Source organism: Streptomyces cyaneochromogenes, from assembly GCF_003963535.1.
GTDB classification, from domain to species: Bacteria; Actinomycetota; Actinomycetes; order Streptomycetales; family Streptomycetaceae; genus Streptomyces; species Streptomyces shaanxiensis.
Window position 1 is genome coordinate 9,404,826 of the sequence record NZ_CP034539.1, and the last position, 25,429, is coordinate 9,430,254.

Consider the following 25,429-nt stretch of genomic DNA (forward strand, 5'->3'; position numbering starts at 1 on the left):
GCCGTGCCTGCGGGCGTGTTGCGATTAGTCGTGCTGCGAGCGTGGGCGTATCGCGCGCTTCTCGGTGCCGTGCTGCTGACCGTGCTGCTGACCACGGTCGTGCTGGCCGCGCTCACCGCGTACTCGGGCGCGATAGGCGATGCGGCGCTGCGGAGGTCGCTCGCGGAGCAGCGCAACGCTGCCCAGGCCGCTCTGGTGGTCAAGGCCGACGTGCCGGCCGACGAGCGGGAGGCGGCCGACGACGCCGTGCGGGCGGGGGCCCGCACCATCTTCGACGGGCTGCCCGTGCGGGTACGTACCCTGCTGCGGTCGGGGCCCTACGCCCTGCCGGGGGCGCTGCGGCCGCCCTCCGAGCGGGACGGAAACCCGAACCTCACCTACTTCGCGGCCCTGGACCGCACACAGGTGCGGACCGTCGCCGGGCGGCTCCCCCGTGAGGCGGTGACCGCCGGGCCCATCGAGGCCGCACTGCCGCAGAGCGCCGCCCGGCGGCTCGGTGTGGCGCCCGGTTCCCGGCTGACCGTCACCGACCGGCTGGACGGCCCGGCGGTGCGCGTGCTGATCACCGGCGTGTACCAGCCGGTGGACGTCCGGGCACCCTACTGGCAGTTGGACGACCTGGGCGGCCGCGGCGTGCAGGCGTCGAATTTCATGACGTACGGTCCTCTGCTCACCGCCGCAGGCGTGCCGGCGTCGGGCCGGGTGAGTGTCGGCGCGTCGGGCTGGCTGGTCTCGGCCGACTACTCCTCGCTGACGACGGAGCGGATCGGCCCGCTGCGCGAGGCTGCCCGCTCGGGGAGCGCGGAACTGCGCGAGCGCCCGGCGCTCAGCAGTGCGACCAAAGCGGACACCGGGTTGCCCGAGGTACTGGACCGCGTCGAACGCTCCTTGCTCGTCACGCGTTCCAGCATGCTGATCGTCGCCGGTCAGCTCGGACTGCTCGCGGCATGCGCCCTGTTGCTCATCGCACGGTTGCTCGACTCCGAGCGCATGGCCGAGACCGGGTTGCTGCGTGCGCGCGGCGCCACCCGGGCACGGCTGGCGGGCTTGGCCGCGTTGGAGGCCCTGCTGATCTCCGTGCCGGCGGTGGTGGTGGCGCCGCTGGTGTCGGGGCCGTTGACGCGACTGCTGGCCGGGCAGGGTGCCCTGGGCCGGACCGGGGTGCGTGTCGACGTGTCGGCCGAGGGCCGACTCGAGGTGTGGGCGGTCGCCGCGGGCGTGGCCGCGCTGTGTGCGCTGACCGTGGCTGTCCCGGCGTGGCGGGCGACCTTCGCGGGCACGTTCGCGGTGCGGGCGGGAGCGCTCCCCGCACCGCTGCGTGCCGGGGCGGATGTCGGGTTGCTCGCTGTGGCCGGTGCCGCTTTCTGGCTGCTCGGCAGCCAGCAGTCCGGTGCTGTCACCGCCGACCGTGAGGGGGTCCTCGGCGTCGACCCGCTTCTGGTGGTGGCGCCCGCTCTGGTGCTGCTCGCCGGAACGGTTCTGGTGCTGCGGCTGCTGCCCTTGCTGGCGCGTGTCGGCGAGCGACTGCTGACCCGCGAGCCCGGGCTGACCGCGGCCATGGTCGGCTGGCAGTTCAGTCGCCGACCGATGCGGGGAGCGGGTCCGGTGCTGCTCCTGGTCATCTCCGTGGCGCTGGGTGTGGTGGCGATCGGGCAGGACGCGTCCTGGCACCGTTCCCAGGCCGACCAGGCCGACTTCCGCGCGGGTGCCGAGGTGCGCGTCCTGTCCTCCGGGGGCGGCGGCGTGGGCCGTACAGATGTCTACGCGGACCTCCCACACGTGGACGCGGTCGCCCCCGCCGTACGTGACACGGTGTCGCTCTCCGGGAGCCGCGAGGCGACCGTTGTGGCCCTGAACACGACGGAGGCCGCCGGGACGGTGCTGGCGCGGCGCGATCTGACGGACGGTCCGTTACTCGCCGGGCTCGCGCCGCGCGGGGCACCCGCGGGCATCGAGGTACCGAAGGGCACCACCCGGCTCACGCTGACCGCTGCCCTGCACAGCACCACTCCAGGGTCGGAGGCGGACGTCACGCTCACGGTGCGGGACCGCCACGGCACCCCCTACGAGATACCGTCCGGCAGCCTCGCCGCCGACGGCCGCCCGCACCGGCTGATCCCCGATCTGAACGGCGCCCGGGGCCCGCTGGCCTTGACCGGGCTCCTACTGAGTACGCCACAGCCGACCGACCGCCCCCACCGGCACCGCCTGGTCCTCGGCGCGCTCACGGCGACAGCCGGCGACGGTGACGTCCGTCAGTTGACCCTGCCGACGAGGTGGACGACCGCGGTCAAGGCCGACGCGGACGCCGCACCGCCCGACGACGACGCCCGGCCGACCCGTCCCCGGCTCACGTCGACGGCACCCGTCACCATGACGTACAGCACCGGGTACCAGATGCCCGGCCTCTCGCCGCCCGCCCTGCCGCTGGAGGTCCGGCTGAAGGTCGCCCAGCCCGCCGCGCCTGAGATCGCCGCGGTCGCCACCGACCGGTTCCTCGCCGCGTCCGGGGCGCGCCAAGGCCAGCGCGTGCAGGTGACGTTCGGCGGCCGTTCCCTGCCCGTACGCATCGTCCGCACCGCGAGCGCCCTGCCCACGACGGAAGCCACCACGCACGACGGCGGGGCCCTGCTGGTCGATCTCCGGGCCGTCAACCAGGTGCTGCAGGCCCGCGACGGAACCAGCCTTGAGCCCACCGAGTGGTGGCTGAGCACGGCCGCGCCCGGCGCCACCGCGGCGGCCGTGCGCGCCCTGCCCGACGTCGATCCGGAGCAGGTGACGGTGCGCGACGAGATAGCGGCGGAACTGCGCGACGACCCGTTCGGGGCCGCCCCGGAAGCAGCGCTGATCGCGGCGGCAGCGGTGACGGTGCTCTTCGCCGCGCTCGGCTTCGCGGTGAGCGCGGCAGGGGCGATGCGCACCCGGGACGGTGAGTTCGCCGTGCTGCGCGCCCTGGGAACACCGCGCCGTCGGCTGGCCCGCCTGGTCGCCGTGGAGCACGGCGTACTGGTGGCCCTGGCGCTGCTGGTCGGCACGGTCCTGGGCACGGTGCTGACACACGCGCTGGTTCCCCTCGTCGTCCTGACCGGGCAGGCCACCCGACCGCTCCCACCGGTCCTGGTCGAACTCCCGCTCCCGCGTCTGACCGCCCTGCTGGCGGCCCTCGCGGCGGGCCCCGCCCTCGTGACCGTGGCCCTCGCCCTGCGGCGGGCGAAGCCCGTGATGGCTCTCAGGGACGAGGTGACACAGTGACCACGCAGCCGGTGCCCCCGCAGGACGGGGGGACGAAGGCGGTGCCACCGCATGTACACGCCGGCTTACGGACCCGGCTGAGAGCCTTCGCCGGTACGTCCGTGGCCCTCGCGCTCCTGGTGGCCGTGACCGCCGCGCTGGCCGCGGCGTACCCCCGTGCCGTCGACCGGTACGGGGACGCGGGGCTGCGCCGGGCGGTCGAGCAGGCCCAACCCGACCGGACGACCGTGCAGTTGGAGGTCCCGCTGCCCTGGATGGACACGGTCGAGGAGATGGAGGCTGCCCTGCGCGTCGGTCCGCTGACCGCGGCCCGGGCCAAAATTCTCGCCACCGCCGAGGCGCCGCTGGTTCCCGACCCCGCGCAGTCGGCCTACGGCGTGCGCACGACCGTCCCCCTGGAAGCGTCCGATCCCTGGCTTCCCCGGCCCGCCGGCCTGCCCACTCAACTGGTGCTCGCCGCCCAGCAGGACCTGGCCTCCCACGCCCGGCTCAGTGCGGGCCGTCTGCCGCGCACCACGGGCGCACCGGTGACCGCGGCGACCGCGCAGCTCGAGGCAGCCGTCACCGTGGACACCGCCCGCACGCTCGACATCCGGGTGGGCTCGGTGATCCACGTACCGGGCTCGGAGCACGCCCCGCTCGCCGTCCGGGTCACCGGAATCGTCGTGCCGCGCGCCCCCGAGGGCGCCTACTGGTCGGCACTGCCGGTGCTGCGCACCCCCTCGCTGAGCCGCGATCCCGAGCTTTTGCCGACGGACGTCCACTGGCTCGGTGGCCTGCTGCTCGCCGCCGATGCCGGCCCGGCCCTCCTGGGCACCCCCGGCCGCCCGCACCGGTACTGGAATGTGGCCCCCGACGTCGCCGGCCTGCGCGGCCACGATCTCGACCGTCTGGCGTCCGCCGTAGCCGCCCTGGAGTCGGGGCCTGGAGTGCAGCGGCTGCGGGAGGTCGTCGACGGGAGCCTGGATGCCCAGACGCATCTCGACGAGGTTCTCGCGGACCATGCCCGACTACGGTCGGGGATCGACTCGTTGCTTCTCCTCGCCGCCGTCGGGACCGGCAGCCTCGCCCTGATCGTCCTGGCGATGGCCGGCGGCGTGGCAGCCGATCGCCGACACGCGGAGCTGGCCCTGCTGCGTGCCCGCGGCGCCTCACTGTCCGGCCTGGCCGTTCGGCTGCTGGCGGAGACGGCGGTGGTGGCCGTGCCGGCCGGCGCCCTCGGACTGACCGCCGCACTGCTCGTCCTGCCCGATGCCCGCACCGCACCCGCCCTCGCCGCCGCCCTCGCCGTCACCCTGTTCGCCTGTGGCGCGCTCCCGCTGCGCGCCGTGGTGGCGCACCGCACGGTACGGATGCACGACGGGCGGGAGGACCTCACCACCGCCCGGCCGTCGCGGCGCCGAACGGTGGCGGAACTGACGGTCGTGGTCATCGCGTCGGGGGCGGTCGCCGTACTGCGCCGACAGGGATCCGGCAGCACCGGGCTGGTGGCCGCCGCCCCCCTGCTGACGGGCATGGTCGCGGCTCTGCTGCTGGCACGCCTGCACCCCCTGCCGCTGCGTGCGCTGAGCAAGGCGACCACCCGCATGCGGGGCCTGGTGATTCCGCTGTCGCTCGCCCAGGTGGCTCGTGCCCCCGGCTTCGCCGTGCTGCCCCTGCTCGCCCTGCTCAGCGCCCTGACCACGGCCGCGTTCGGCGGCTCGGTCCTGGCAGGGGTCACGGCGGCCCGCGACCAGGCCGCGCTCCTCCACGTCGGCGCCGACGGCCGCATCGAGGCCACCACCGCTGAACTCCCTCGTGCCCTGCCCGACCGAGTACGCCGACTGCCCGGCGTACGGGACATGACGGAAGTAAGCGTCACCGACGAGGCGCAGCCCTCACTGGGCAGCCAGCCGGTACCGCTGGCGGGTGTGGACCCTGACGCCTATGCGGACCTGTCGCACCACACGGGACTGGGTCCGTTCGACGCGGCGAGCCTCCGGCAGGCGGACGCCGGTACGACGGGCAGCGCCGACCGGCCCCTGCCCGCGCTGGCCTCAACTCGCGTGGCCGACGAGTACGGCACCGAGCCCTACCCCGTCCTGCTCCCGGACGGCACCTCCGTCACTGTCCGGATCGTCCTGGTCCGAGACCACACCCCGGCAGTGCTCGGTGACGACTTCCTGATCGTGGACCGCGCCGGCCTTCCCCGCGGCGCGGCGCGTACGACGACCCTGCTGCTGACCGGTGACGCCTTGAACGGCCGGGCGCTGCGCTCGGCGGCGGAAAGCACGGCGGCGGCCGTCCAACTGCGCGCCGAGGAACGCACGCGGCACGTCGAATCACCGCTGCAGTCCGGCGCGGAACGCCTGTACGGTGTCGCGGTCGCCGCGGGCGCCGGGTTCGCGGTCCTCGCGCTCGTGCTGACCGTGCTGCGCACCGCGCCCGAACGCGGCGCTCTGCTCGCCCGGTTGCGCACGATGGGCATGACCCGGGCCCAGGGCCGCCGACTTCTGGTCCTCACCGCCCTCCCACAGGCGTTCCTGGCCGCGGCCGGCGGCATGCTGACCGGCTGGGTCGGCATTCACCTGCTCTCGCCCGGCATCGACCTCACGACCATCGCCCTGGCCTCCCCGTCCGCTCTCGAGGGGGCCGTGCTGCGCACCGATCCGCTCTCGCTCGCGGTTCCGGCGCTCACCGTGCTGCTCCTGTCCATCGGTGTGCCCGCCGGCCAGGCCTGGTGGACCAGCCGACGTGGCTCGGTGCGCGAACTGAGGCTGGGTGACAACTAGACAGTGAGCAGAGTCCTGAGACCAAGCCCTCTCCGGCACCGGCCCGTGCCCCTCCGACCGCCCAGGAGCAGCCGATGACCAGCAGCCCGACCTTCCACGAGCTCGCCGACCGTGCCCTCGCCGCGCGCAACGCCGCTGCCTACGGTCACGACGCCCTGATCACCTGCGACCGGCTGGTACGGATCTTCGCTGCGGACGGCGTGGAGGTCCAGGCACTGCAAGGCCTCGATCTCCTCGTCCGCAAGGGCGAGCTCATGGCCCTGGTCGGCGCCTCCGGCAGCGGCAAGTCCACCCTCATGAACATCCTGGCCGGACTGGACAAACCCACCGCCGGCGCGACCCGTGTCGCCGACCACGACCTGGTCACGATGTCCTCCAAGGAACGACTCGCCTACCGTCGCAAGACCGTCGGCTTCGTCCGGCAGCAGACCTCCCACAATCTCCTGCCCTATCTCACCGCCGCACAGAACGTAGCCCTGCCCCTGCAGTTGGCTCGCGCCCGAGGCCGGCGCCGAACCTGGGGCAATCGCGTCATGGAACTCCTCGACCTGCTGGACGTAGCCGATTGCCGCGACCGTCGGCCGCACCAGATGTCCGGCGGCCAGCAGCAGCGCGTCGCCCTCGCCGTCGCCCTCGCCAACGATCCCGCGGTCCTGCTCGCCGATGAGCCCACCGGCGAACTCGACTCCCACACCGCCGAACAGGTCTTCGCCGCGTTCCGCACCGCCAACGAGGAGTTGGGGACCACCATCGTGATCGTCACGCACGATCAGTCCGTTGCCGGAGAGGTCCGCCGTACGGTCGCCATCCGGGACGGCCGCACGGCGACGGAAGTCCTGCGCCACAGCGAAGTCGACTCCGCCACCGGCCAGGAGAACCTTGTAGCCCGCGAATACGCCATGCTCGACCGGGCCGGCCGCCTCCAACTCCCCGCCGAGTACACCCGGGCCCTGGGGATGCGCGACCGCGTCGCTCTGGAACTGGAACCCGACCACATCGCCGTCCGCCCGGACGACGCCCGCAACGGCCGTCACGGCCAGGGCTCAGCCGAGGAACAGCCGAGGATCTGAGAGGAACCGAGTACGTCCGGTCCGCCTACTCCGACGTGGCCTGATGCCGGATCCCGCGTCTGCGGTGTGATGGGGACGACTGGCCTAGGATTCGGCGATCTCGCCGTCCTTCAGCTCCAGCACACGATCGGCGAGGTCGAGAAGTGTCGTGTCATGGGTGGCCACGAGAGCCGTGATCCGCTCGCTGCGGACGACGGCGCGCAGCAGTTCCATCACGGAGTGCCCGGTCTCCGCGTCCAACTGGCCGGTCGGCTCGTCGGCGATGAGAATCGAGGGACTGTTGGCCAAGGCGCGGGCGATGGCGACCCGCTGGCGCTGCCCGCCCGACAACTCACCCGGGCGCTGCGCGGCATGGTCCGCGAGCCCCACGAGGGACAGCAGCAGTTCGACGCGCTCCCGCCGCTCGCGCGGGTCCGCCCTGCGCAACCGCAGTGGTACGCCCACGTTTTCGGCAGCCGTGAGGATGGGGATGAGCCCGAACGACTGGAAGACGAAGCCGATGCGCTCCCGTCGCAGCGCGAGGAGGGCGTCCTCACCCTGGTCCCGAAGGTGCAGCCCGTCGATGGTGACACGTCCGCTGTCCGGTTCGTCCAGACCACCCACGATGTTGAGCAAAGTGGTCTTGCCCGAGCCCGAGCGTCCCTTGAGAGCGACGAGTTCCCCCCGAGGGACCTCGAAGGAAACGCCCCGCAGGGCATGAACGGCGCTGACGCCTCGACCGTACGACTTGTGCACGTCCGCCACCCGCAGCATGGCTGCGGTCATCGCCTGGCCCATCACGCCCCCGTATGCTCCGCTGTTTCCGCAGTGCGCCAGCATCTCACCCGGCAGAACAACCGGCAAAGCATGATGCGCTGCGGCGCTTCCGTTCTCACGTGTCGGATTCTCCGGCGAGTGACGGTGTGTCAAGGAAGCGGGTGCCTCGGTGGGGCATGTCGACGACGGCCTCTCGGCCGCAGGCGCTTGGGAGTTGTGCCAGGGCGAGTTGGACGGTCGCGATGTGTGAGCGGGTGAGGCCGAAGGCCTTGTTCCAGGCCGCGATGGCCTCCTGCTTCTCGGAGGGGGCGAGCACCGGTACAACGCCGAAGCCGACGATGCCGCTGCTCTCGGCGACCGGACCGGCTCTCGCCGGCCAGGTCGCACTCGATGGTGGTGACGGTTCGGGGGCGCTGCGCATCCAGATGAGCCGCTTCTGCAAAGCTGGAATCCCGCTATTTCCTCAAGCGCGCCCAGACCCCGCTTCGCTAAGATTCCACAGGGAAAATCTCAGTGCGAATCCCCGCGTGTGCGAATGCAGCGCCATCCGGAGTAGAGCACCCCGAGCGCTCCTCCAGCCGCACCAACCCAAGCTACTACGATTGCCCACATGGCCTCGGTTGACGTGAGCCAGAGCAGGCTCAGCACGACCAGCGCTACGGCGACCGCGAATCGCTCTCCATAGCTCCAGTCGTAGCGACCGATCAGTCTCCGGTTGCTGTGCATGTGTAAGTCACGCCCCTCATTTTGATATCCGTCCAGCCTATCCTCGTGTTGAGAGGGGCGGCATCAGTACCGCCGCCACCGCCGCCACTGTCCTTCTTGCGGCAGTAATATCCGAGCGCATCAAGCTTCTTGAGATCGCTCATCGCCTGGTACTTCTTGTACGACGCGATCATGACGGCCCGCTTTTGCGCAGGCGTGGACTGCTTCGCCAGCGTGTACGCATAGCACCCAACGGCAGCGCCGATTCCTGCCCACGACGCACCCTTGGCCAGCGCCTTGGCAAAACCTGCCGCTCCAGTGCCGACCCCCAGGACAAAGCAGATGTCATCGGCAGCGGCGCGAGATTGCCCCGCTGTTGCCGACTGCGTGACTTTCGCAGCGCTCCCGCCTTCCGGGGAGGCTGCATGTGCGGCGTTGGCGCTGATGCCGCACATTGTGCCGGTCATAGCGACGGCAATCGCGGCAGAAATTCCCTTGCTTCGCATACTCACGAAGTCAATCCCCTTACGTTCGCAACCGCTGGTCAGGCAATTGCTTGATCACCATACGAGGGGACGCTACCAGCGAGAACATGCGTACACAATGGCGAACTTTGCTTATGAGGATTCATTAACGACTTCTTACTCAGGTCGTCTTCGCCAAACCGAATAAATCTCACCTAGCGTCATAGGTCAGGCATATCGGCCGCCGCAGACATAAGTACCTCACCCTGGAGTCCGCCGACCGATGGCTACCGTCCTGAACGCCCCGCTCGACCGCATCCGCGACCTCGAAGGCGAGGTGCGCGAGAACGCCGGCCGCGCGCTCGACGGCTCGTACGCGCTGACCGTCGAGGGCGAGGTCGAAGACCGCGGCACCTGACGCCTGTGGTCACGCGACCTCGCCGAGCCCGACCGCATCCTCGTCATGGACGACATGCACTCGCCGCGCCATCTCGTCCACCCGTGGCTGCCGCTCCAACTCCACCCCACCGCGAGGCAGTCCACGGCCAGCACCGAGTAGGCACACGCATACTGTTCTCCGCCTACAGCCGCAACACGTTCAGCGCGGCCGAGCTCCCCGCCGCACCCTGCGCACACGTGTGGACCGTGATCGGTCTCGCCGCCGTAACCTGGCTCAACAACGGCATCCCACCCGCCCAGGTCGTCGCGAGGGCCGGCAACAGCGTCCCCGTCCTGCTCGCCACCTACGCCCGCTGCATCACAGGCCAGCTCGCCGAGCTCCAGCAGCGCATCGAAGGCCTCCAGGGACTGCCCGCCAATCCGGCCCTGAGCATGCCCTGCCCAAGCCGGGATCCACGCCCGCACCGCGTCGCCGGGCCTGACCTGGACGCAGAGACGCGCGGCTCTCCGCTTCCGGCGCCGGCGTTCAGTCGGCGATGTCGACGCCGTATCCGCGTGCGAGGGCGTCGAGGCCGTGGTCGTAGCCCTGGCCGACGGCGCGTAGGCGCCACACCGGGCCTCTGCGGTAGATCTCGGCGAGCAGCATGGTGCGTTCGGTGGTGGCGGCGTCCAGGGTGGCCCGGGCAAGCGGTGCCCCGCTGCTGCCGGGGGCCGCACCGATCTGGATCGCACCGACCGTCCCGAAGGTGGCGGCGCCGTCGATGGCGGCGGCGATGACGACCTTGCGCGTCGCGGGCGGCAGGGAGGCCAGGTTGAGGGCGATGGTCTGTTCGGCGGGGCCGCCGGTGAGCAGTCGCACGGTTCCGGCGGGGCTCTCCGGAGCGCCGTAGAAGATGAAGTCCTCGTCGAAGGTGACCTGTTCGTCCTCGTCGAGGAGGAAGGCGACGACGTCGATCTCGTAGTCGGCCTGCGGGGCCCAGCCGGCGGTGACGTACCACTCCGGCGAGGGCCTGCTGTGAGGCATGGGCAGGTCGATGACACCACCTCTCGGCATCACGTGCGGTTCCTGAGGTCGCAGCGCCGCCGCGGCCGGGGCGGTGGCGGTCGGAGAGGTCAGCCAGTGGAGGTCGTGCACGGGGAGTTCGAGGGCGGTGATGCGGCTCATGCGCCGGTCGCCCTGCCCTCCCTCCAGGAGTACGACGTCGGTGACACTGGCGGACAGATTGACCGCCGCCGACCCGCCCAGCTCGACGATGCGGGTACGGGCCGCCGCGGCATCGGCATGGACACCACCGAGCACCAGCACCCGACGCCCCGCCAGAGGCTTGTCCGACGTGCCGACGGAGGGCACCGGTTGGCGCGGAGCGGGTACCCCTGCACCGGGGGCGGCCGGGGTGAGGGCTGCGGCTTCCCGGACGGGTGCGGCAGAGGTCGTGGTGGGCGCCGACAACACGGGGCCGACGACGGGTTCTGCTTCCGGCTCGGCCGGCGGGGCGACAGCGACGGCCGTCGCCTCATGCGCTGTCCCCGGTCGTACGTCGGTCAGCATCCGCACGAAGGTGTGCTCGTCGATGAGCGGCACGCCTTCGGCGAGTGCGCGTCGGGCCTTTGCCGAGCCGGACGCCGGTTCATTGGTGACCAGCACGCTGGTGTGCCGGCTGACGGAGGTCATCATGTTCAGCCCGGCGGCGACCGCCCGCCCGACCAGCTCCGCACGGGCATGGGCGGTCTCACCGGTGATCGCGACCTTCATCCCCTGCTGGAGAGGTTCGCCCGGCGTCAGCCGTCCCGGATTGCGGTAGGCGCAGGGGGTCTTCGGCGGCTGTGGCGTGAACTGCGATTCCGCCCGGGGCGGGCAGGTCACCAGCGGCAGGGGCAGATCGAGCCGCGCTGCCTCGCGCAGTGACGCCCGCAGGATCCCGGCCAGCACACGGGTGTCGTCCAGCGCATCGTGCGCATGCTGCTGGGGGACGCCGTAATGGGCGGCGAGGGTGCCGAGCTTCATGTCGTCCGTCGGCGGATCCACCTGGCGATTCAGAGCCAGGGTGCACAGCCGCTGCGACACCGGCAGCCACATCCGCGCACGGGCGAACTCGTAGGCCAGGAAGTCGTAGTCGAACTGGGCGTTGTGGGCGACCAGGACCCGCTCCTGCAGCATCGCCCCGATCCGCCCGGCGACCTGGTCGAAGGTCGGCGCACCGCGCAGTCGCTCGACGGTCAGCCCGTGCACCTGCACCGGTCCCGGATCGCAGCCCGGATTGAGCAGCGTCGAGAACTCCCCGGTCTGCTCGCCGTCCGGACCGATCGTGATCACCGCGACGGACAGCACGCGATCTCGCCGGGCCATGAGGCCCGACGTCTCCACATCGACCAAGGCCCAGTCGCGCGCGTAGTCGCCCATGTCGGGCACATCGAAGGAGGCGGAGACGAGACTCATGGCGGCAAGGATGATCTGAAATCCAGTGCTCCTTCAACCTGTATGCCGATTTGCCCTTGTCCATTCGGTTGTGGCGAGGTGGTCGAACTGCGGTGACTGAAGGGGGACCGCACCGGGACGAGCGCTTGGAACGCGCCAGTCAGAGGTGGCTAGCGGGTTCACAGCCGTACCACTGCAGTGCCCGGCTGGTGACGGCGGCGATGCCCATCCCGGTCGAGGTGCTGAGGGGCAGACCCGCACTGCGGAGGCTCACAACAGGCCGAGGTCCCGGGCACGGAGCGCCGCCTGGGTGCGGTCGCGCAGGGCGAGGTGTTTGAGGATGCGGGAGACGTGGTTCTTGACCGTGCCCTCGCTGAGGTACAGCCGTGCGGCGATCTCCCTGTTGGTGTGCCCGTGTGCCACGAGCCGGAGGATGTCCGTCTCGCGCGGGCTGAGGGAGACAGCGGGAGCCTCGGCGGCGGGGCCGGGATGCGGCAGGGAGGCGGCCAGACGGCGGGCGACGGACGAGTCGAGCTGGGTGACGCCCGCGTGCGCGAGGCGGACCGCGTGGGCGAGTTCCTCGGCCGGCAGATCCTTCAGCAGGTAGCCGTGCGCCCCGGCCCGCAGTGCCTGCACTACGTACTCCTCGTCGTCGAACGTCGTCAGCATCACCACCCGGCACGACGGCGCCCGGTCGCGCAGGACGGCGACCGCCTCGACACCGTCCATCTCCGGCATCCGGACGTCCATGAGCACGACGTCCGGCCCCAGTTCCAGGGTCTTCGCCACGGCATCCCGGCCGTCCACGGCGGTGCCGACGACGTCGATGCCCGACCGGATGGAAAGCAGGGAGGCGATGCCGTCCCGGATGAGCCGCTGGTCGTCAACCACCAGCACCCGCACAGGCAGTGCCTGCTCCGGTTCCTCGTCGTTCATGTCACTGCCTCCCGTCCACCGAGGACTTCGCCGCCGTCCCGCGCGGGACTGTCACCGTCACCTGAGTGCCGGCGCCCGGGCTGCTGTCGACCTCGACGCTCCCCGCCACCAGATGTACCCGCTCCCTCATGCCGAGCAGCCCGAACCCGGCGACCGCCGCGTCCGGTGCGAAGCCACGGCCGTCGTCCGTCACCTCCAGCCGCGCGGCGCCCCCGGCCAACCGGACCACAACGGTCACCTGCGAGGCCCGCGCATGGCGGCGCGCGTTGGTGACGGCCTCCTGCGCGGCCCGGTACAGCGCGGTCAGCTCGACCGCGCCGTAGCCGTCCTCATCGCCGCTCACCTCGACAGTGACCCGCGGCCCGGCCGCGCCGTCCTGCGCCAGCGCGGCGAGCGCCGCAGCCAGCGTGGGGCGCGTCGCCTCGTCCCGCAGAGCGCGTACCGACTGCCGTACGTCGCCCAGCGCGAGCCGCACCGATCGCCGTGCCTCGTTCAGCGCCCGCTGAGCCGCGTCGGGGTCCAGCGTCTGGAAGTCCGAGGCCATCTCCAACTGGACGGACATCGCGGTGAGATGGTGACCGAGGCTGTCATGGATGTCCCGCGCCAGCCGGTTGCGCTCGGTGGCGGCGGACAATTCGGCGACCCGCGCGGCGTACGCCTCCAGTTCGAGCCGTGCGCGCTGCTCGCCGACTGCCACCGCTGCCATCGAGATCGCCAGCACCAGCCCGACGCAGAGCATCAACAGGTCGGCCACGCGCTCCTGGTCGCGGTACCAGCCGGGCACGGTCAGCAGGAAGGCGGTGAGTAACCCGGCCGGACACAGCGCGCCCAGCGCCAGCGCGGCGGTGCGGCCGAAAGCGAAGTAGGCGGTGAACGGCACCAGCACGAACAGCACTTGGGACAGTCCCGAGACGTCCAGCAGCACCACCGCTCCGATCAGGGCGCAGCGGGCCAGGAGCAGCGGCACCCGGGCGTCCGGGCGACGGTGTCCGGCCGCCTCCAGGGCGAACAGCGCGCCGATCGCGATGACGAAGCCGGCCGTCCGCCAGGCCGTCGGCCCGAGACGGCTGTCCAGGCCGACCGCCGCGGAGTACAGACCACCGACCAGTACGACGCCGTACAGCAGTGGCGAAACCCATCGCACGGGCACATACGCCGCCATGCGCACCCCCCTCCACCCGCTGGCGCCAGGCTAGGCCGATCACGACCGTCCTGGGGCATCGGCGAGCACATCCCGGCCGGATCGAGCCCAACGGCATGTGCCGAACGGCCCGGCGCCGACCGGAAGACGGTGACTTCCGGCCGCCGATGCACGACGTCCTTCACCTCCCCACGCCGGCCGGCCGCTTCCTACGGTTGCGACCCGGACCCGCTGTCAGCGCGGCACTCACCGTTCGCACCAGCAGCCAACCGTCTGAGCAACCATCCACCGTCCGAGCAACCGGAGCAGCCCCATGCCCTCATCCGTCACCTCATCGACATTTCGCGCCGGCGCCCTGTGCGGGGCGCTGTCCGGCCTGCTGATCGCCGTGCCCGGCCTGGTCGAGGCGTTCACCGGAGAGACCTCGGCGACCAGCGTCCCGCTCGCCCTCGCCCCCGCGCTCGCCCTGCCGCTGCTCACCGCACTGCATCAGCGCCAGGCCCCGGCCGCCGGGAGCCTCGGAAGGACCGCCGCCATCATGAACCTCATCGGCCTCGGCCTGTTCGGCGGCGCCGCGTTCGCGTCGAACCTGGTGCTCTTCTACTTGGACGAGGACGTAGTCGACGCGGCCCTGACCGGCCCCACCGTCCCCGCGCTCATAGGTTCCGCGGCCGTCTTCGCCGTGGGCTGCGCCCTGTTCGGGGCGGCCATGATCCGCGCCCGGGTCTTCCCGAGGGTCCCGTCGTGGGGGTACGCCGTGGTTCTGCCGCTGTTCGCGTTCCTGACCGCGCTGCCGGACTCCCTGCTCACCAGCGCGCTGCACGTCCTGGTCGGCGTCATCCTGATGTGGCTCTCGGCCGCACTGTGGCGCACGGCCCCAGGCGTCGAGCACACCACGGACCCGAAGCGGGTACCGGTCTGAGACGACGTGCGCCGCCGGCGCACAGGCAATGGACTGGCTGTGGGCGGCGGGGCTCGGCCAGGGCGCCACCGCCTCGGCGTTCTCCCCCTCGGCCTGCGCACCGGTCGCCCGGCTCAACCCGGCCGCCAAGCAGGGCCGGGCGTTCGGCGGTTACGGCCTCTACAAGTCCATCGCAAGTCCATCGGCTACACCCTCGGCCCGCTCCTGGGCGGCGTCCTGGTCTGGGCCGGCGGACTGCGCCTGCTGTTCACCGTCCTGGCCGTCCTGGCGGCTGTCGTCGCCGTGTGGGGCACGCTCGCCGTCCCCGCCGTGGCGCCGCTGCCCAAGTCCCGGAAGACCGCGCCCGACCTGGCCCGTCGCCTCGCCTCCCGCACCTTCCTCGCCCCCCACTGCGGCCTGGCCGGCGCGACTGCCGTACTCTCCGCCGGCGTCGGCTTTCTGCCCGTCTCCGGAGCCGCCGCCGCACTCGGCACGGTGGCCACCGGCGCGGCGGTCTCCGTCCTCGCCGCCACCGCCACCATCGTCCAGCCGTACGCGGGCCGTGCCCTGGACAGCGGACGCGTCACAACCCCTGGCGGCCTGGCCGCCGGATTCGCCGTCACCGGCGCAGGTCCGGGCCGCGCCATTCTCTCCGGCCCGACCGGCATCCTCACCGGCGCGGCCCTGATCGGCGCCGGAACCGGCTGATCACCCCGCTCGGCTTCGCGGCGCCGGCCGCCACCACCCCGCCCGAACGGCTCGGCCAGCCCTTGGATCGGCCGAGCTCGGCCGTGAACTCGGCGACGCCGGAGGCTCCCTCCTCGTTGCCGCCGTCGCCACGGCGTCCACCCTCGTCGACGGATTCGCCGCCCTCGCCGCTCTCCTGGCCATCGGCCCCTCCTCACGCCCGTCGTGCGGAGCCGCACCGTGCCCTACCCCAAGCAGGCCGGTCCCGGGACCGACGGCACAGCGCCGGTCCCGAGACCGATCCTGAACAACGCCCCCCCCGACCACTGCGGCACCCGGCGCCGATGGCCGCTATCGCACGGCCCTTGCTCAACCCGCCGGCACCGACAGCGCCGGCCAGAGGGCCGCGAGGCCCAGGAACGCGTCCTGCCAACCGTGTTGCAGGGCCGACGCGCCAGCGGGATATCGGAGCCGGTGATGGCGCCGGTCACGCGGGTTCGCGGCCCAGGAGTGTGGCTCGGCGGTAGTACTCGTACAGTCCGTCGAAGACCGGATTGGTGACGGCCATGGTGTGCTCGTCGTCGCCGATCATGGACAGGCCGCGCAGGACGACGTCGAGGCCGGGGGCCTCGGGGGCGTCGAAGCGTTCGTCGTCGAGGTCGGCCTCGTGGACGATCTCGGCGATGCGCTTGAGGGCGGGGTCGGCGGTGAGGTCGTAGCGGCGCAGGATGGTTTCGAAGCTGCAGTCGCCGTGGTGGTGGCCGAGTTCGACGCCGCGCATGTCGAAGGGGGTGGCATCGGCAGGGACTGCGGCCGGATCGGTGACGAAGACGAACTCGGCGTCGGTGTCGACGAAGCGGCGGATCAGCCAGGCGCAGGCGGCGCGGTCGATGTGGATGCCGGCGCGGGTGGCCCACTTCATGCGGGGTGCTCCTCGGAGGCGGGGGTTGTGTTGGCGGGGTGCAGGGCGGCCACCGCGGCTTCGGCGGTGCGGCGTTGCGGTGGGGGGAAGTAGTCGCGGCGGTTGATGCGGCGCAGTTCGGCACGGAGCCGGCGCAGGGTGCGCTGCCGTTCGTCGTCCGGTTGGTGGCGGGCCTGTTCGGCCTGGGCGCGGACCTGCTCGTACTCGGCGGAGCGGGCGTCGGCCATGGCCTGTGCCAGCTTGCGTTCCTCGGCGAGGGCGGCAGGCTGGGCGATCCACAAGGTGGCGGTGCCGCCGAAGTCGGTGACCTCCTCGGCGATCCATTCCAGTTGCTCGCGGGTGCGGGCGTCGGCGGGCAGGGCGATCAGGCCGTCGCTGATCTGGGCCACGCCGAGCCGCTTGAGCTTGCGCCAGACGGTGATGCGCGGTGTCGAGGGCTCGCGGGGCAGACGGTAGGACAGCAGGACCCACTGGCCGGGGCTGACGGGTGGAGCCGGGGGCGGCTGTTCGTCGTCGGTCACGCGGGCGGTCCCGGGCGGCGCTGGATTCGCATCGCCACGAGAGTACGAGGCGCACACAGAGCGGCCGTGGCCGACGGCCGCAACAAACTCTTCATCCGCACAGGAACCGCGCTCCCTTCCACAGCACCACATCATGATGTAACCATGGTTGCACTTTACGAGCCAGGGACGGAGACCGCCGCGGATGACCGCCACCGACCAACCGGCCCCGCACCAGCCACAGGCCGAGCCCGACCGCGGCGATCCCATACCGTTCCGCCAGGCGCTTCGGACCTGGTTCGCGATCTCCCTGCAGACCTTCGGCGGCCCGGCCGGACAGATCGCCGTGATGCAGCGGGCCCTGGTGGAGGAGAAGCGCTGGATCGGCCAGCAGCGGTTCAACCACGCGCTCAGCTACTGCATGCTGCTGCCCGGCCCAGAGGCCCAACAGCTCGCGATCTACACCGGCTGGCTGCTCAACGGCACCCGCGGAGGTCTGGCCGCCGGCACCCTCTTCGTGCTGCCAGGCGTCGTGGCGCTGCTCGCACTGTCCGCGCTGTACGTCGGCTTCGGTACGACCGTGGCGGTCACCGGACTGTTCGCCGGGCTCGCCCCTGCCGTGGTCGCCATCGTCGCCCAGGCCGTGTGGCGGGTCGGCCGCCGCTCACTCACCCACCCCCTGCTGGTCGGCTTGGCGGTGGCCTCCTTCGCGGCGCTGGCCATTCTCCAGGTGCCGTTCCCGGTGGTGATCGTCGTCGCCGGTGCGGCCGGGTGGCTGATCGCCCGCTGGGCGCCCGGCGTCTTCAAGCCCGCCGCGCACGGCTCCGGCGACGACGGCCCGGCCCCGCTGATCCCCGACGACGCGCTGCACCACGAGCGCCCGAGTCGGCGCCGTACTTCACGGATCCTGCTGGTCGGCCTGCTGCTGTGGGCCGTCCCGGTGGCCGCCGTCGCCGTCCTCACCGGCACGGGAAGCGTCTTCACCACCCAGGGCCTGTTCTTCTCCGGCACCGCGCTCGTCACCTTCGGCGGCGCCTACGCGGTCCTCGCCTACGTCGCCCAACAGGCCGTGCAGACGTACGGCTGGCTGAGCGCGGGGGAGATGGTGCGCGGCCTGGCGCTGGCCGAGACCACGCCGGGGCCGCTGATCATGGTGGTGCAGTTCGTCGCGTTCCTCGGCGCCTACCGCGACCCGGGTGCCCTCACCCCCTGGGCGGCCGCCCTGCTGGGTGCGCTGCTGACCACCTGGGTCACCTTCGTGCCCTGCTTCCTGTTCATCTTCCTCGGCGCCCCCTACATCGAGCGCCTGCGCGGAAACCGGCATGTCTCCACCGCGCTCAGCGGCATCACCGCGGCCGTCGTCGGCGTCATCGCCAACCTCGCGCTCTACTTCGCCGAGCACACCCTCTTCACCACCGTCGACGACCACACGTTCGGCCCGCTGCACCTCGCGGTGCCCGACTTCGCCACCTTCCGCCCCGTCACCCTCGGTATCGCGCTTGTCGCCGTCGTATTGATCTTCAAGGCGAGATGGAGTGTCCTGCGCACCCTGAGCTTCTGCGCGGCCCTCGGCCTGGCCGCCGCACTCGCCGGTGCGCCCGGCATCTGAGATCGCCTGCCGAACACAGGCGTGTGGCCGGAGTCGAGGTCATCTCGGAGCTGGACCGGAACGAGGCAGGGTTCTTTCGCATCGATCCTGAGCCGGTCCGGCACATCCGGGACGTCGTTACCTCCCTGGACAGCAGGGATTGCTGGGGCGCCCTTCCCCATCGATCGCGGTGAAAGTCGCCCGCCAGGGAGTTCACGGGTCGTCGTTCCGCAGGACAGGTACCGCCCCACGGCGGTGCGCGAGGCGACCTCGCCGTATCGCCTGCACGGCGTATGCGGTTGGCCGGTGGTCACCGGTCGTGCGGTCGCGGCGTCAGGCCGTCGGCCAGGAGCTGGACGCGGGCCCGGATGTCGTCGCGGATGGCCCGTACGCCGTCCAGGTCCTTGCCCGCCACGTCCTCCACAGGCCAGTCCACATGCCGTTGGCCGGGCAGCGTGGCGCAGGCGTCCGCGCCGCTGGTGGTCACCACGACCTCGCTGGCGCCGACGGTCTCCTCGGTCAGTTGCCGCGGGGTGCGGCCGGACAGGTCGATACCGACCTCGGCCATCGCCTGCACCACCAGCGGGTTGACCCGCTCGCCCGGCTCCGGCCCCGCGGAACGCACCTGCACGCGGTCACCGGCCAGCTCCTCCAGGAAGGCGGCGGCGATCTGCGAGCGCCCGGCGTTGTGGGCGCACACGAACAACACACTGGGCTGGGACTGCGGCTCGCTCATGGGATCGGTCCTTCGGGTCCTGGTGCGTGGACGACGACGCTACTGACCTGGCTGCCGTCCGGCGACCGGGTGGCGGATCATTTCGCACACCGTTCATGGGAGGAGGAGCAGACGTTCGGTGCTTCTCGGCATGGTCCTTTCCGGCGGATCAGGCCGGCTCCACGAACCAGTGCCGAGCACTCCTGCCCAGGGGTGCTGCGGCGATGCCCCATCTGCCCACAACGGTGAGGAGGTTGATGGCCCGGCGCTTCTGGGTTTGCCCTGCTCGTGGTGGCTGCGCGAGCGCGTCGACCTTCAGGCCAGGTCGTTCGGGGCGACTTCGCGACCTCGAGAGGATGCGCCAGGCGTGAGCCCTGTGAGGCGTGCGGCCCTGCTGTGTGCGCAACCGGTGGCACGGCCCTCGTGAGAGGGTCACGCCCGCTCACCGCCCCAGGGCGACGACGAGAAGGGTACGGGCGGCTTCGTCCCCGACGAGGCGGCAGCGGTGCGGAACGTCGCCGCGGTGGTGGGCGCTCTGCCCGGCCCGCAGGCGGATCGGCTCCTGGCCGCGCAGTTCCAGGGCGACCTCGCCTTCGAGGACGTAGATGAAGTCCTCCCCGGTGTGCTCGAACCAGCCGCGCTCGCCCTGCCCGGGCGTGAAGTGCTGCTCGTACGCCTCCATGACGTCGCTCTGTCCGCCGGGGATGAGGACGTGGGCGAACTGTCCGGTTCCTTCGGTGACCCGGATGACCTGGGGGTCCTCCTCGTGGGCCACGGTGTCGGAAGTGCTGGAGGGACGCAGGAAGATGCCCGGCGGCAGGCCGAGTGCCTCGGCGATCTTGTAGATGGAGGCGAGGCTCGGGGTGGTCAGGCCGCGCTCCAGCTGGCTGAGGAAGGGCTGGGACAGGCCCGAGCGGGTGGCGAGTTCGGCCATCGGGACACCGAGTCGCTTGCGGTGTCCTCGGATCACGGATCCGACGGCCACGGCCTCGGGGGTCGGGTCGGGTCTGCGCACGGGACCGACGGTAGCGCAGGGGCGGGTGAGTCGGAGGAGCGGGCCGGTGGGCCCGGATGAGGCTTCATGGTGCCGACACGCTGCGGCAATAAACCACGCGAATTATTGACGTCGTCAATATCACTGCCCCGGGAACCCCGGGGACCCGTCATGAGGAGCCGCGCCATGGCTCGCACACCACCGTCGCCGGTCCATCCGGGACGGCCCCCGGACACCCCGAACGCGGTCGCGCCGGCCCGTCTGCCGAGAGGCGGAATCAGAAAGGTTCTCGGTCCCGGGGGGGGCACCGCTCGCGTCGGCGGTCCTCGGGCTCGCCCTGTGGTGGGCGGCCGCCCGGGTCGGCGTGCTCGGCGAGGGGCTTGTCCCCACCCCCTGGCAGACTCTGCGCGCGGCGTACGCGATGTGGGCCGACGGCACGATGACCACCGACCTGCAAGCCAGCCTGGCGCGCGCCGGACAGGGCTTCGCAGCCGGAGCGTCGACCGGGATCGCGCTCGGGTTCGTCACCGGCCACCGCCCCCGCGTCGCGGCGCTCGTCGGCCCCGTGATGTCGTTCCTGCGCCCCATCCCGGCCATCGCCCTCGTGCCGCTGGTCACCGCCTGGTTCGGCATCGGAGAGCGGGCCAAGCACCTGGTCATCGCCTACGCCGTGTTCCTGGCCGTATGGCTGTACGTCCACGACGGCGTCGCCCGCGTCCCCGCCGACCACCTCCGCGCGGCCCGCACCCTCGGTGTGCCGGCCTGGCGGAGGCTGATCGAGGTCCTGCTGCCGGCGGCCGCCCTGTCGGTCGTGGCGGCACTCCGCTACGGCGCCTCACTCGCCTTCCTGGCCCTGGTCGCCGCCGAGTTGGGCGGCGCGCAGAGCGGGATCGCCTACCGCCTCCAGATCGACGGCCAGTTCCTGCGTACCGACCACATGTTCGTCGGCCTGATCGAACTCCGCCTGCTGGGCCTCCTCGCCGACGCGCTGATCAGCGCGGCCGGCCGCCGCCTCGTCCACTGGAGCAGCAGCTGATGAGCACCCTCGTCCAACTCGACGGCATCGAGGTCGACCACGACGGCAAGCGCGCCGTCGCCACCACCGACCTGGAATTCCCGGAGGGCTCGTTCACGTCCCTCCTCGGCCCGACCGGTTGCGGCAAGTCCACGCTGTTGAACACGATCGCCGGGTTCGTGACGCCGAGTTCCGGGCGCGTGCTGATGGACGGCGCCCCGGTCACCGGACCCGGCCCCGACCGGGGCATGGTCTTCCAGCACTACGCGCTGCTGCCCTGGTTCACCGCCCGCGGAAACGTCGAGTTCGCCCTCAAACGCTTCGGCCTGCCCCGCGCCGAGCGGCGTGAGCGAGCCCTGGAGTCACTGGATGCGGTCGGCCTCGCCGACGCCGCCGAGAAGTACCCCACGCAGCTGTCCGGTGGCATGCGGCAACGCGTCGCGCTGGCAAGGGCGTTGGCGGCCGAACCCCGAGTCCTGCTGATGGACGAGCCGTTCGGGGCGCTCGACGCCATCACCCGGGCGCGGATGCAGCGACTGCTGACCCAGCTGTGGCAACGCACCTGCACCACCGTCGTCTTCGTCACCCACGACGTCGCCGAGGCCCTCGCCCTGTCCCAGCGGGTGGTCGTCATGGCCGCGGACCCCGGACGCGTGATCGCGGACCACCGGCTCGCCGACGACCCGGCGTCGGACCGGACCGCCCCGCACCCCCTGCACGCACGCATCGTCGCCCAACTAGGCACCGACTCCTGAGGAAACCCCATGCGCAGAACATCTCCCGGCCTCCTGGCCGCCGTACTGGCCCTGACCGCCCTCCTCACCGCCTGCGGCAGCGGCACGAAGAGCACCTCGACCGGCACAACCCAGGTCACCATCGCCGGCAGCGACCACCTCGGCGGCGCCCCCGTCCACACGGCCACCGAGAACAACCAATGGGCGGCGAACCACCTCACTCCCAAACTCCAGTCCTTCACCACCGGCCGCGACGCCCTCAACGCCGTCCTCGGCGGCCAGGCCCAGTACGCGGTGGTCGGCGACCTCCCCGCCGTATCCGCGATACTCGCCGACCGGAAGATCAAGATCCTCGCCGCCCTGTCCGGCTTCACCGACTGGCGCCTGCTGACCGCCACCTCCTCCGGCATCACGAGCTTCGCCGACCTCAAGGGCAGGAAGATCGGCCTGCCCGAGGGCACCAACGTCCAGTACGCGCTCAGCGGCATGCTCACCCGGGCGGGCCTGAAACCGGCCGACGTCACCCTCGTCAACCTTGCCCCGAACCAGGTCACCGCGTCCCTCGCCCGGGGCGACATCGACGCGGGCCTGACCTTCCCCAGCTTCTACGACGCCACGAAGGCAACGCTCGGCTCGAAGTACCGCGAACTCCGCTACGGCGGTTACACCTACCGCACGCTGCTGATCACCGCCGCCGGCACGAGCACCGCCACGTCCACCGCCGTCCTGCGCACCCTGATCACCGCGACGAAGACCATGGCCCAGGACCCGGCCGCAGCCCGCAAGGAGGTCGTGTCCCAGGCCGAGGGCGCCGTGCAGCCCGGCTTCGTCAATCGCCACTACACGTCGTACGCATACGAAGTCGCCCTCGACGAGCCCCTGTTGAAGCTCCTCCTCGCCGAGGGCGCCTGGGCGAAGTCGGCGCAGAAGCTGTCGGGAACGCCCGACCGGGCCACCTTCCTCCAGCACATCGACCGCGAGCCGCTCACGGCGGCCGCCTCCACCGCCGTAACTCTCCACTGAAGGACGCCATGACGACCGTCGACCAGAACACCCTGCGCCGCCGGGGCACCGGCCTGCGCGCGTACGACCCCGCCCGCAGCTACGGCGGCCACACCCTCTACACCCCCATCGCGGGCACAGGCGACGTCTACCTGGTGGACATCGACGGCGAGGTGGCCCACCAGTGGAGCCTGCCGCACCCGCCCGGCCGCCACGCCCGACTCCTCCCGGACGGAACGCTGTTCTACCAGGGCAAGGACACACAGACCGGGGACCCGCTCTTCCCGATCTGGGAGGTCTACCACGGCGGCATCCTTCAACTCGTCGCCCCCGACGGCACATTGCTGCGCGAGTCCCGCCACCCCTACCACCACCACGACGCGAGCCTGCTCGCCAACGGCAATCTGATCCTCCTCGCCGTCGAGCCGGTCCCGCCCGCCCTCGCGGCCCGCATCCCCGGCGGAATCCCCGGCACGGAGGCACCGGACGGCCGCATCTGGGGAGACGTCGTCTACGAGATGACGTGGACCGGCGAAATCCTATGGCGCTGGGCGTCGTTCGAGCACCTGCCGATCGACGACACCCCCCTGAACCCCCACTTCGCCCGCGAGCACTGGCCGATGGCCAACACCGTCAACGAACTGCGCGACGGGAGCATCATGGTCGGCTTCCGCAGCGCCTCGACGGTGGTCGTGATCGACCGCGCCACGTCACAGGTCACCTGGCGACTGGGCCCGGACACACTGGCCCAACAGCACTACCCCCACGAACTGGACTGCGGCACGATCCTGATCTTCGACAACGGTTCCTACCGCGACGACACGTCCGTCCCGTACTCCCGGGTGATCGAGGTCGACCGGGCGACCGGCGAGTTGGTCTGGTCGTACGAGGACAACCCACCCCAGAACTTCTACAGCCCCTACATGTCCAGCGCCCAGCGCCTCCCGAACGGCAACACCTTCATCGCCGAGGGCTCCTTCGGCCGCCTCTTCGAGATCACCCCCGACGGCGACGTCGTCTGGGAGTACGTCGTCCCGCACTTCGCCACGTTCGGCACCGGCGTCGGCCTGGAGTCCTCCCGAGGCGCTCAGAACGCGGTCTTTCGCGCCTATCGCTACGGGCCGGACCACACCGCCAGTCTTCGGTCTCACCTGCGGCGATGAGGGCTCACTCACCGGGCCGGAAACAGGCGGTACACGTCCGGCAACAATCAACCCCCAGGTCCTTGACCCGGGTTCACATCACCAGATGCGTATCTGACCCTCTGTGATCATTCGCAGGGTGGAGGGTCTCGCTTGAGGGGGGTGGGTGGGGGAATCCGCCCGCCCGCCGGCGACACCCGCACCGGCCCGCGCCGGACGAGGCTCCACCCCCCCGGGCAGCGCGGTCGAGGGCACCGCACCATTCCGCCATGGACAGCACCCTGGCCGCCGCGATCATCGGCACGCTCGGCGGCGGCCTGGTCACCGGGGCCGCGCCGTGTTCCGTGGCGTCGAACTTCGCGGAGCGCATGGCACTTCGGAGAGAAATTCCCACTTGCCCTTCCTCCAGGCCGTGTGGTGCATCAATGTGGCGTTCAGGAGGAACGTCCAGTCGGTTTCCAGGAACATCGCAGCCATCGGTGAGATGCGCCAGGTGTGCCACCACGGGGCGGTCGTCGTGCCACCTTTCGTCGCCCGGGAGGACGCCCTCCGGGAGCTCAGGGCGGGGGAGTTCGCCGTCGTGATGATGACCGTCTCGGGGTCGGTGGCGTTGCGCCGACGGCGCTTCGATCAGAGGCGCGGCGCGTGCCCGCAACGTGCTGTTCCAGACCCACTGGGGTTCGGACCTGACCCCTACATTCCCGGACATCGCCCCGGTGGCCGGCAGCGAGGGCTTGGTTGTCAGTGGTGCACCCTATTCTCCGGCAGGTGAGTGGACATCAAATAGAGGCACAGGCTCTTGAAGCTGCCAAGCTAGATGCACACCAAGCACTCGCCGTCTACGACGGCGCGTTGGACTGGATGCGCCGACCCGACGCTGTCATGAAGGGGCCCCTCGCAACTGAGGTGTGGGCCTTCGACCGCACCTTGACCCATGTCCTGCTCGTCAATCACCGATGGCGTGGATGGGTGGCGCCAGGCGGCAAAGTCGATCCCGGCGAAACGCCACGCCAGGCAGCTCGTCGAGAACTGTTCGAGGAGACCGGGGTGCAGGCGGAACTGAACGCGACCCCGGCAGCCGCCACAGTGCGCTCCTATCACCCCACCTGGTCGGCAACCGCAGGCATTTCCTATCTGGCAGTCGTCGACCAACGGACGCAGCTGACGTCTGAAAGCGGTCAGCCAACTGCCTGGCATCGCCTGGATGAGCCCTGGCAAGGGTGGTTCTCTGACGATCGTCTCCGCATGAAGCAATGCGCGCTATGGCTCGGAGAAGGCATAAAGGACCCCTGAATTCATCCAAGGCTCAGAGACAGCAC

At 71.3% G+C, this 25,429-nt stretch carries 23 protein-coding genes; 12 read left to right on the top strand and 11 right to left on the bottom strand.

Annotated elements, in window-relative coordinates:
• Window positions 1–15: 15 nt before the first annotated feature.
• The 3 genes from EJ357_RS42280 to EJ357_RS42290 all read left to right on the top strand — a co-directional run bounded on the left by EJ357_RS42280 (window position 16) and on the right by EJ357_RS42290 (window position 7,093).
• Window positions 16–3,252, top strand: coding sequence for an FtsX-like permease family protein (locus tag EJ357_RS42280; RefSeq protein WP_228472774.1), 3,237 nt, complete (start codon window positions 16–18; stop codon window positions 3,250–3,252).
• A gap of 101 nt (window positions 3,253–3,353) precedes the next feature.
• Window positions 3,354–6,023, top strand: a complete 2,670-nt coding sequence (locus tag EJ357_RS42285; protein WP_323377692.1) for an FtsX-like permease family protein — start codon at window positions 3,354–3,356, stop codon at window positions 6,021–6,023.
• A gap of 74 nt (window positions 6,024–6,097) precedes the next feature.
• Complete coding sequence (locus tag EJ357_RS42290) at window positions 6,098–7,093, top strand: ABC transporter ATP-binding protein (protein WP_126397351.1); 996 nt, start codon at window positions 6,098–6,100, stop codon at window positions 7,091–7,093.
• Window positions 7,094–7,177: 84 nt separating this feature from the next.
• On the opposite strand, the gene EJ357_RS42295 is transcribed toward EJ357_RS42290, so the two are convergent.
• From EJ357_RS42295 to EJ357_RS42310, 3 genes are all read right to left on the bottom strand, one after another.
• The gene (locus EJ357_RS42295; RefSeq protein WP_126397352.1) at window positions 7,178–7,870 is read right to left on the bottom strand and encodes an ABC transporter ATP-binding protein; all 693 of its coding nucleotides are present in this window, start codon (window positions 7,868–7,870) and stop codon (window positions 7,178–7,180) included.
• Window positions 7,871–7,964: 94 nt separating this feature from the next.
• Entirely contained in the window at window positions 7,965–8,291 is a 327-nt protein-coding gene (locus EJ357_RS42300; protein WP_126397354.1) for a hypothetical protein, read from the bottom strand.
• Between the two features lie 262 nt (window positions 8,292–8,553).
• On the bottom strand, window positions 8,554–9,060 hold the full coding sequence (locus tag EJ357_RS42310) for a hypothetical protein (protein ID WP_126400777.1): 507 nt from the start codon (window positions 9,058–9,060) through the stop codon (window positions 8,554–8,556).
• Window positions 9,061–9,301: 241 nt separating this feature from the next.
• Between EJ357_RS42310 and EJ357_RS50355 the strand changes: the two genes are divergently transcribed.
• On the top strand, window positions 9,302–9,436 hold the full coding sequence (locus tag EJ357_RS50355) for a hypothetical protein (protein ID WP_267132828.1): 135 nt from the start codon (window positions 9,302–9,304) through the stop codon (window positions 9,434–9,436).
• 507 nt (window positions 9,437–9,943) lie between these two features.
• Here EJ357_RS50355 and EJ357_RS42320 read toward each other — a convergent pair.
• The 3 genes from EJ357_RS42320 to EJ357_RS42330 form a co-directional block, all read right to left on the bottom strand.
• Window positions 9,944–11,854 carry a TerD family protein gene (locus EJ357_RS42320; RefSeq protein WP_126397358.1) on the bottom strand — a complete coding sequence of 637 codons (1,911 nt, stop codon included), beginning with the start codon at window positions 11,852–11,854 and terminating at the stop codon, window positions 9,944–9,946.
• 249 nt (window positions 11,855–12,103) lie between these two features.
• The gene (locus EJ357_RS42325; RefSeq protein WP_126397360.1) at window positions 12,104–12,769 is read right to left on the bottom strand and encodes a response regulator; all 666 of its coding nucleotides are present in this window, start codon (window positions 12,767–12,769) and stop codon (window positions 12,104–12,106) included.
• A gap of 1 nt (window position 12,770) precedes the next feature.
• Window positions 12,771–13,931: a sensor histidine kinase gene (locus EJ357_RS42330; RefSeq protein WP_126397362.1), complete on the bottom strand. Its 1,161-nt coding sequence runs from the start codon at window positions 13,929–13,931 to the stop codon at window positions 12,771–12,773.
• Between the two features lie 292 nt (window positions 13,932–14,223).
• Here EJ357_RS42330 and EJ357_RS42335 point away from each other — a divergent pair, with 292 nt between their 5' ends.
• The gene (locus EJ357_RS42335) at window positions 14,224–14,832 is read left to right on the top strand and encodes a hypothetical protein (RefSeq protein ID WP_126397364.1); all 609 of its coding nucleotides are present in this window, start codon (window positions 14,224–14,226) and stop codon (window positions 14,830–14,832) included.
• 39 nt (window positions 14,833–14,871) lie between these two features.
• The gene (locus EJ357_RS42340; protein ID WP_228472775.1) at window positions 14,872–15,519 is read left to right on the top strand and encodes an MFS transporter; all 648 of its coding nucleotides are present in this window, start codon (window positions 14,872–14,874) and stop codon (window positions 15,517–15,519) included.
• A 466-nt stretch (window positions 15,520–15,985) separates the two neighbouring features.
• On the opposite strand, the gene EJ357_RS42345 is transcribed toward EJ357_RS42340, so the two are convergent.
• Window positions 15,986–16,420: a chromate resistance protein ChrB domain-containing protein gene (locus EJ357_RS42345; RefSeq protein ID WP_126397366.1), complete on the bottom strand. Its 435-nt coding sequence runs from the start codon at window positions 16,418–16,420 to the stop codon at window positions 15,986–15,988.
• Entirely contained in the window at window positions 16,417–16,941 is a 525-nt protein-coding gene (locus tag EJ357_RS42350; protein WP_126397368.1) for a Chromate resistance protein ChrB, read from the bottom strand. The genes EJ357_RS42345 and EJ357_RS42350 overlap by 4 nt, the downstream gene beginning before the upstream one ends.
• 184 nt (window positions 16,942–17,125) lie before the next feature.
• On the opposite strand from EJ357_RS42350, the gene chrA reads away from it, so the two are divergent.
• Window positions 17,126–18,529 carry a chromate efflux transporter gene (chrA, locus tag EJ357_RS42355; protein WP_126397370.1) on the top strand — a complete coding sequence of 468 codons (1,404 nt, stop codon included), beginning with the start codon at window positions 17,126–17,128 and terminating at the stop codon, window positions 18,527–18,529.
• Window positions 18,530–18,818: 289 nt separating this feature from the next.
• Here chrA and EJ357_RS42360 read toward each other — a convergent pair whose 3' ends face one another.
• Entirely contained in the window at window positions 18,819–19,244 is a 426-nt protein-coding gene (locus EJ357_RS42360; RefSeq protein WP_126397372.1) for an arsenate-mycothiol transferase ArsC, read from the bottom strand.
• Between the two features lie 421 nt (window positions 19,245–19,665).
• Window positions 19,666–20,238 carry a helix-turn-helix domain-containing protein gene (locus tag EJ357_RS42365; RefSeq protein WP_126397374.1) on the bottom strand — a complete coding sequence of 191 codons (573 nt, stop codon included), beginning with the start codon at window positions 20,236–20,238 and terminating at the stop codon, window positions 19,666–19,668.
• A 343-nt stretch (window positions 20,239–20,581) separates the two neighbouring features.
• On the opposite strand from EJ357_RS42365, the gene EJ357_RS42370 reads away from it, so the two are divergent.
• From EJ357_RS42370 to EJ357_RS42385, 4 genes are read left to right on the top strand one after another with little or no spacing between them, the layout of a single operon-like run.
• A complete protein-coding gene (locus tag EJ357_RS42370; RefSeq protein ID WP_228472776.1) occupies window positions 20,582–21,253 on the top strand; it encodes an ABC transporter permease in 672 nt (223 codons plus the stop codon).
• The gene (locus EJ357_RS42375) at window positions 21,253–21,987 is read left to right on the top strand and encodes an ABC transporter ATP-binding protein (protein ID WP_126397378.1); all 735 of its coding nucleotides are present in this window, start codon (window positions 21,253–21,255) and stop codon (window positions 21,985–21,987) included. The genes EJ357_RS42370 and EJ357_RS42375 overlap by 1 nt, the downstream gene beginning before the upstream one ends.
• A 9-nt stretch (window positions 21,988–21,996) precedes the next feature.
• Window positions 21,997–22,989, top strand: coding sequence for an ABC transporter substrate-binding protein (locus EJ357_RS42380; RefSeq protein ID WP_126397380.1), 993 nt, complete (start codon window positions 21,997–21,999; stop codon window positions 22,987–22,989).
• Between the two features lie 8 nt (window positions 22,990–22,997).
• Window positions 22,998–24,131 carry an aryl-sulfate sulfotransferase gene (locus EJ357_RS42385; RefSeq protein WP_126397382.1) on the top strand — a complete coding sequence of 378 codons (1,134 nt, stop codon included), beginning with the start codon at window positions 22,998–23,000 and terminating at the stop codon, window positions 24,129–24,131.
• Window positions 24,132–24,431: 300 nt separating this feature from the next.
• On the opposite strand, the gene EJ357_RS51015 is transcribed toward EJ357_RS42385, so the two are convergent.
• On the bottom strand, window positions 24,432–24,698 hold the full coding sequence (locus tag EJ357_RS51015) for a phage terminase small subunit (protein WP_456114841.1): 267 nt from the start codon (window positions 24,696–24,698) through the stop codon (window positions 24,432–24,434).
• A 180-nt stretch (window positions 24,699–24,878) separates the two neighbouring features.
• Here EJ357_RS51015 and EJ357_RS42390 point away from each other — a divergent pair, with 180 nt between their 5' ends.
• The gene (locus EJ357_RS42390) at window positions 24,879–25,403 is read left to right on the top strand and encodes an NUDIX hydrolase (protein WP_323377694.1); all 525 of its coding nucleotides are present in this window, start codon (window positions 24,879–24,881) and stop codon (window positions 25,401–25,403) included.
• Window positions 25,404–25,429: the final 26 nt, after the last annotated feature.

Coding starts and splice junctions, on each gene's coding strand:
- EJ357_RS42290 (WP_126397351.1), top strand. CDS start 6,098: ATGACCAGCAGCCCGACCTTCCACGAGCTCGCCGACCGTGCCCTCGCC.
- EJ357_RS42295 (WP_126397352.1), bottom strand. CDS start 7,870: ATGGGCCAGGCGATGACCGCAGCCATGCTGCGGGTGGCGGACGTGCAC.
- EJ357_RS42310 (WP_126400777.1), bottom strand. CDS start 9,060: ATGCGAAGCAAGGGAATTTCTGCCGCGATTGCCGTCGCTATGACCGGC.
- EJ357_RS50355 (WP_267132828.1), top strand. CDS start 9,302: ATGGCTACCGTCCTGAACGCCCCGCTCGACCGCATCCGCGACCTCGAA.
- EJ357_RS42320 (WP_126397358.1), bottom strand. CDS start 11,854: ATGAGTCTCGTCTCCGCCTCCTTCGATGTGCCCGACATGGGCGACTAC.
- EJ357_RS42325 (WP_126397360.1), bottom strand. CDS start 12,769: ATGAACGACGAGGAACCGGAGCAGGCACTGCCTGTGCGGGTGCTGGTG.
- EJ357_RS42330 (WP_126397362.1), bottom strand. CDS start 13,931: ATGGCGGCGTATGTGCCCGTGCGATGGGTTTCGCCACTGCTGTACGGC.
- EJ357_RS42335 (WP_126397364.1), top strand. CDS start 14,224: ATGCCCTCATCCGTCACCTCATCGACATTTCGCGCCGGCGCCCTGTGC.
- EJ357_RS42345 (WP_126397366.1), bottom strand. CDS start 16,420: ATGAAGTGGGCCACCCGCGCCGGCATCCACATCGACCGCGCCGCCTGC.
- chrA (WP_126397370.1), top strand. CDS start 17,126: ATGACCGCCACCGACCAACCGGCCCCGCACCAGCCACAGGCCGAGCCC.
- EJ357_RS42360 (WP_126397372.1), bottom strand. CDS start 19,244: ATGAGCGAGCCGCAGTCCCAGCCCAGTGTGTTGTTCGTGTGCGCCCAC.
- EJ357_RS42375 (WP_126397378.1), top strand. CDS start 21,253: ATGAGCACCCTCGTCCAACTCGACGGCATCGAGGTCGACCACGACGGC.
- EJ357_RS42380 (WP_126397380.1), top strand. CDS start 21,997: ATGCGCAGAACATCTCCCGGCCTCCTGGCCGCCGTACTGGCCCTGACC.
- EJ357_RS42385 (WP_126397382.1), top strand. CDS start 22,998: ATGACGACCGTCGACCAGAACACCCTGCGCCGCCGGGGCACCGGCCTG.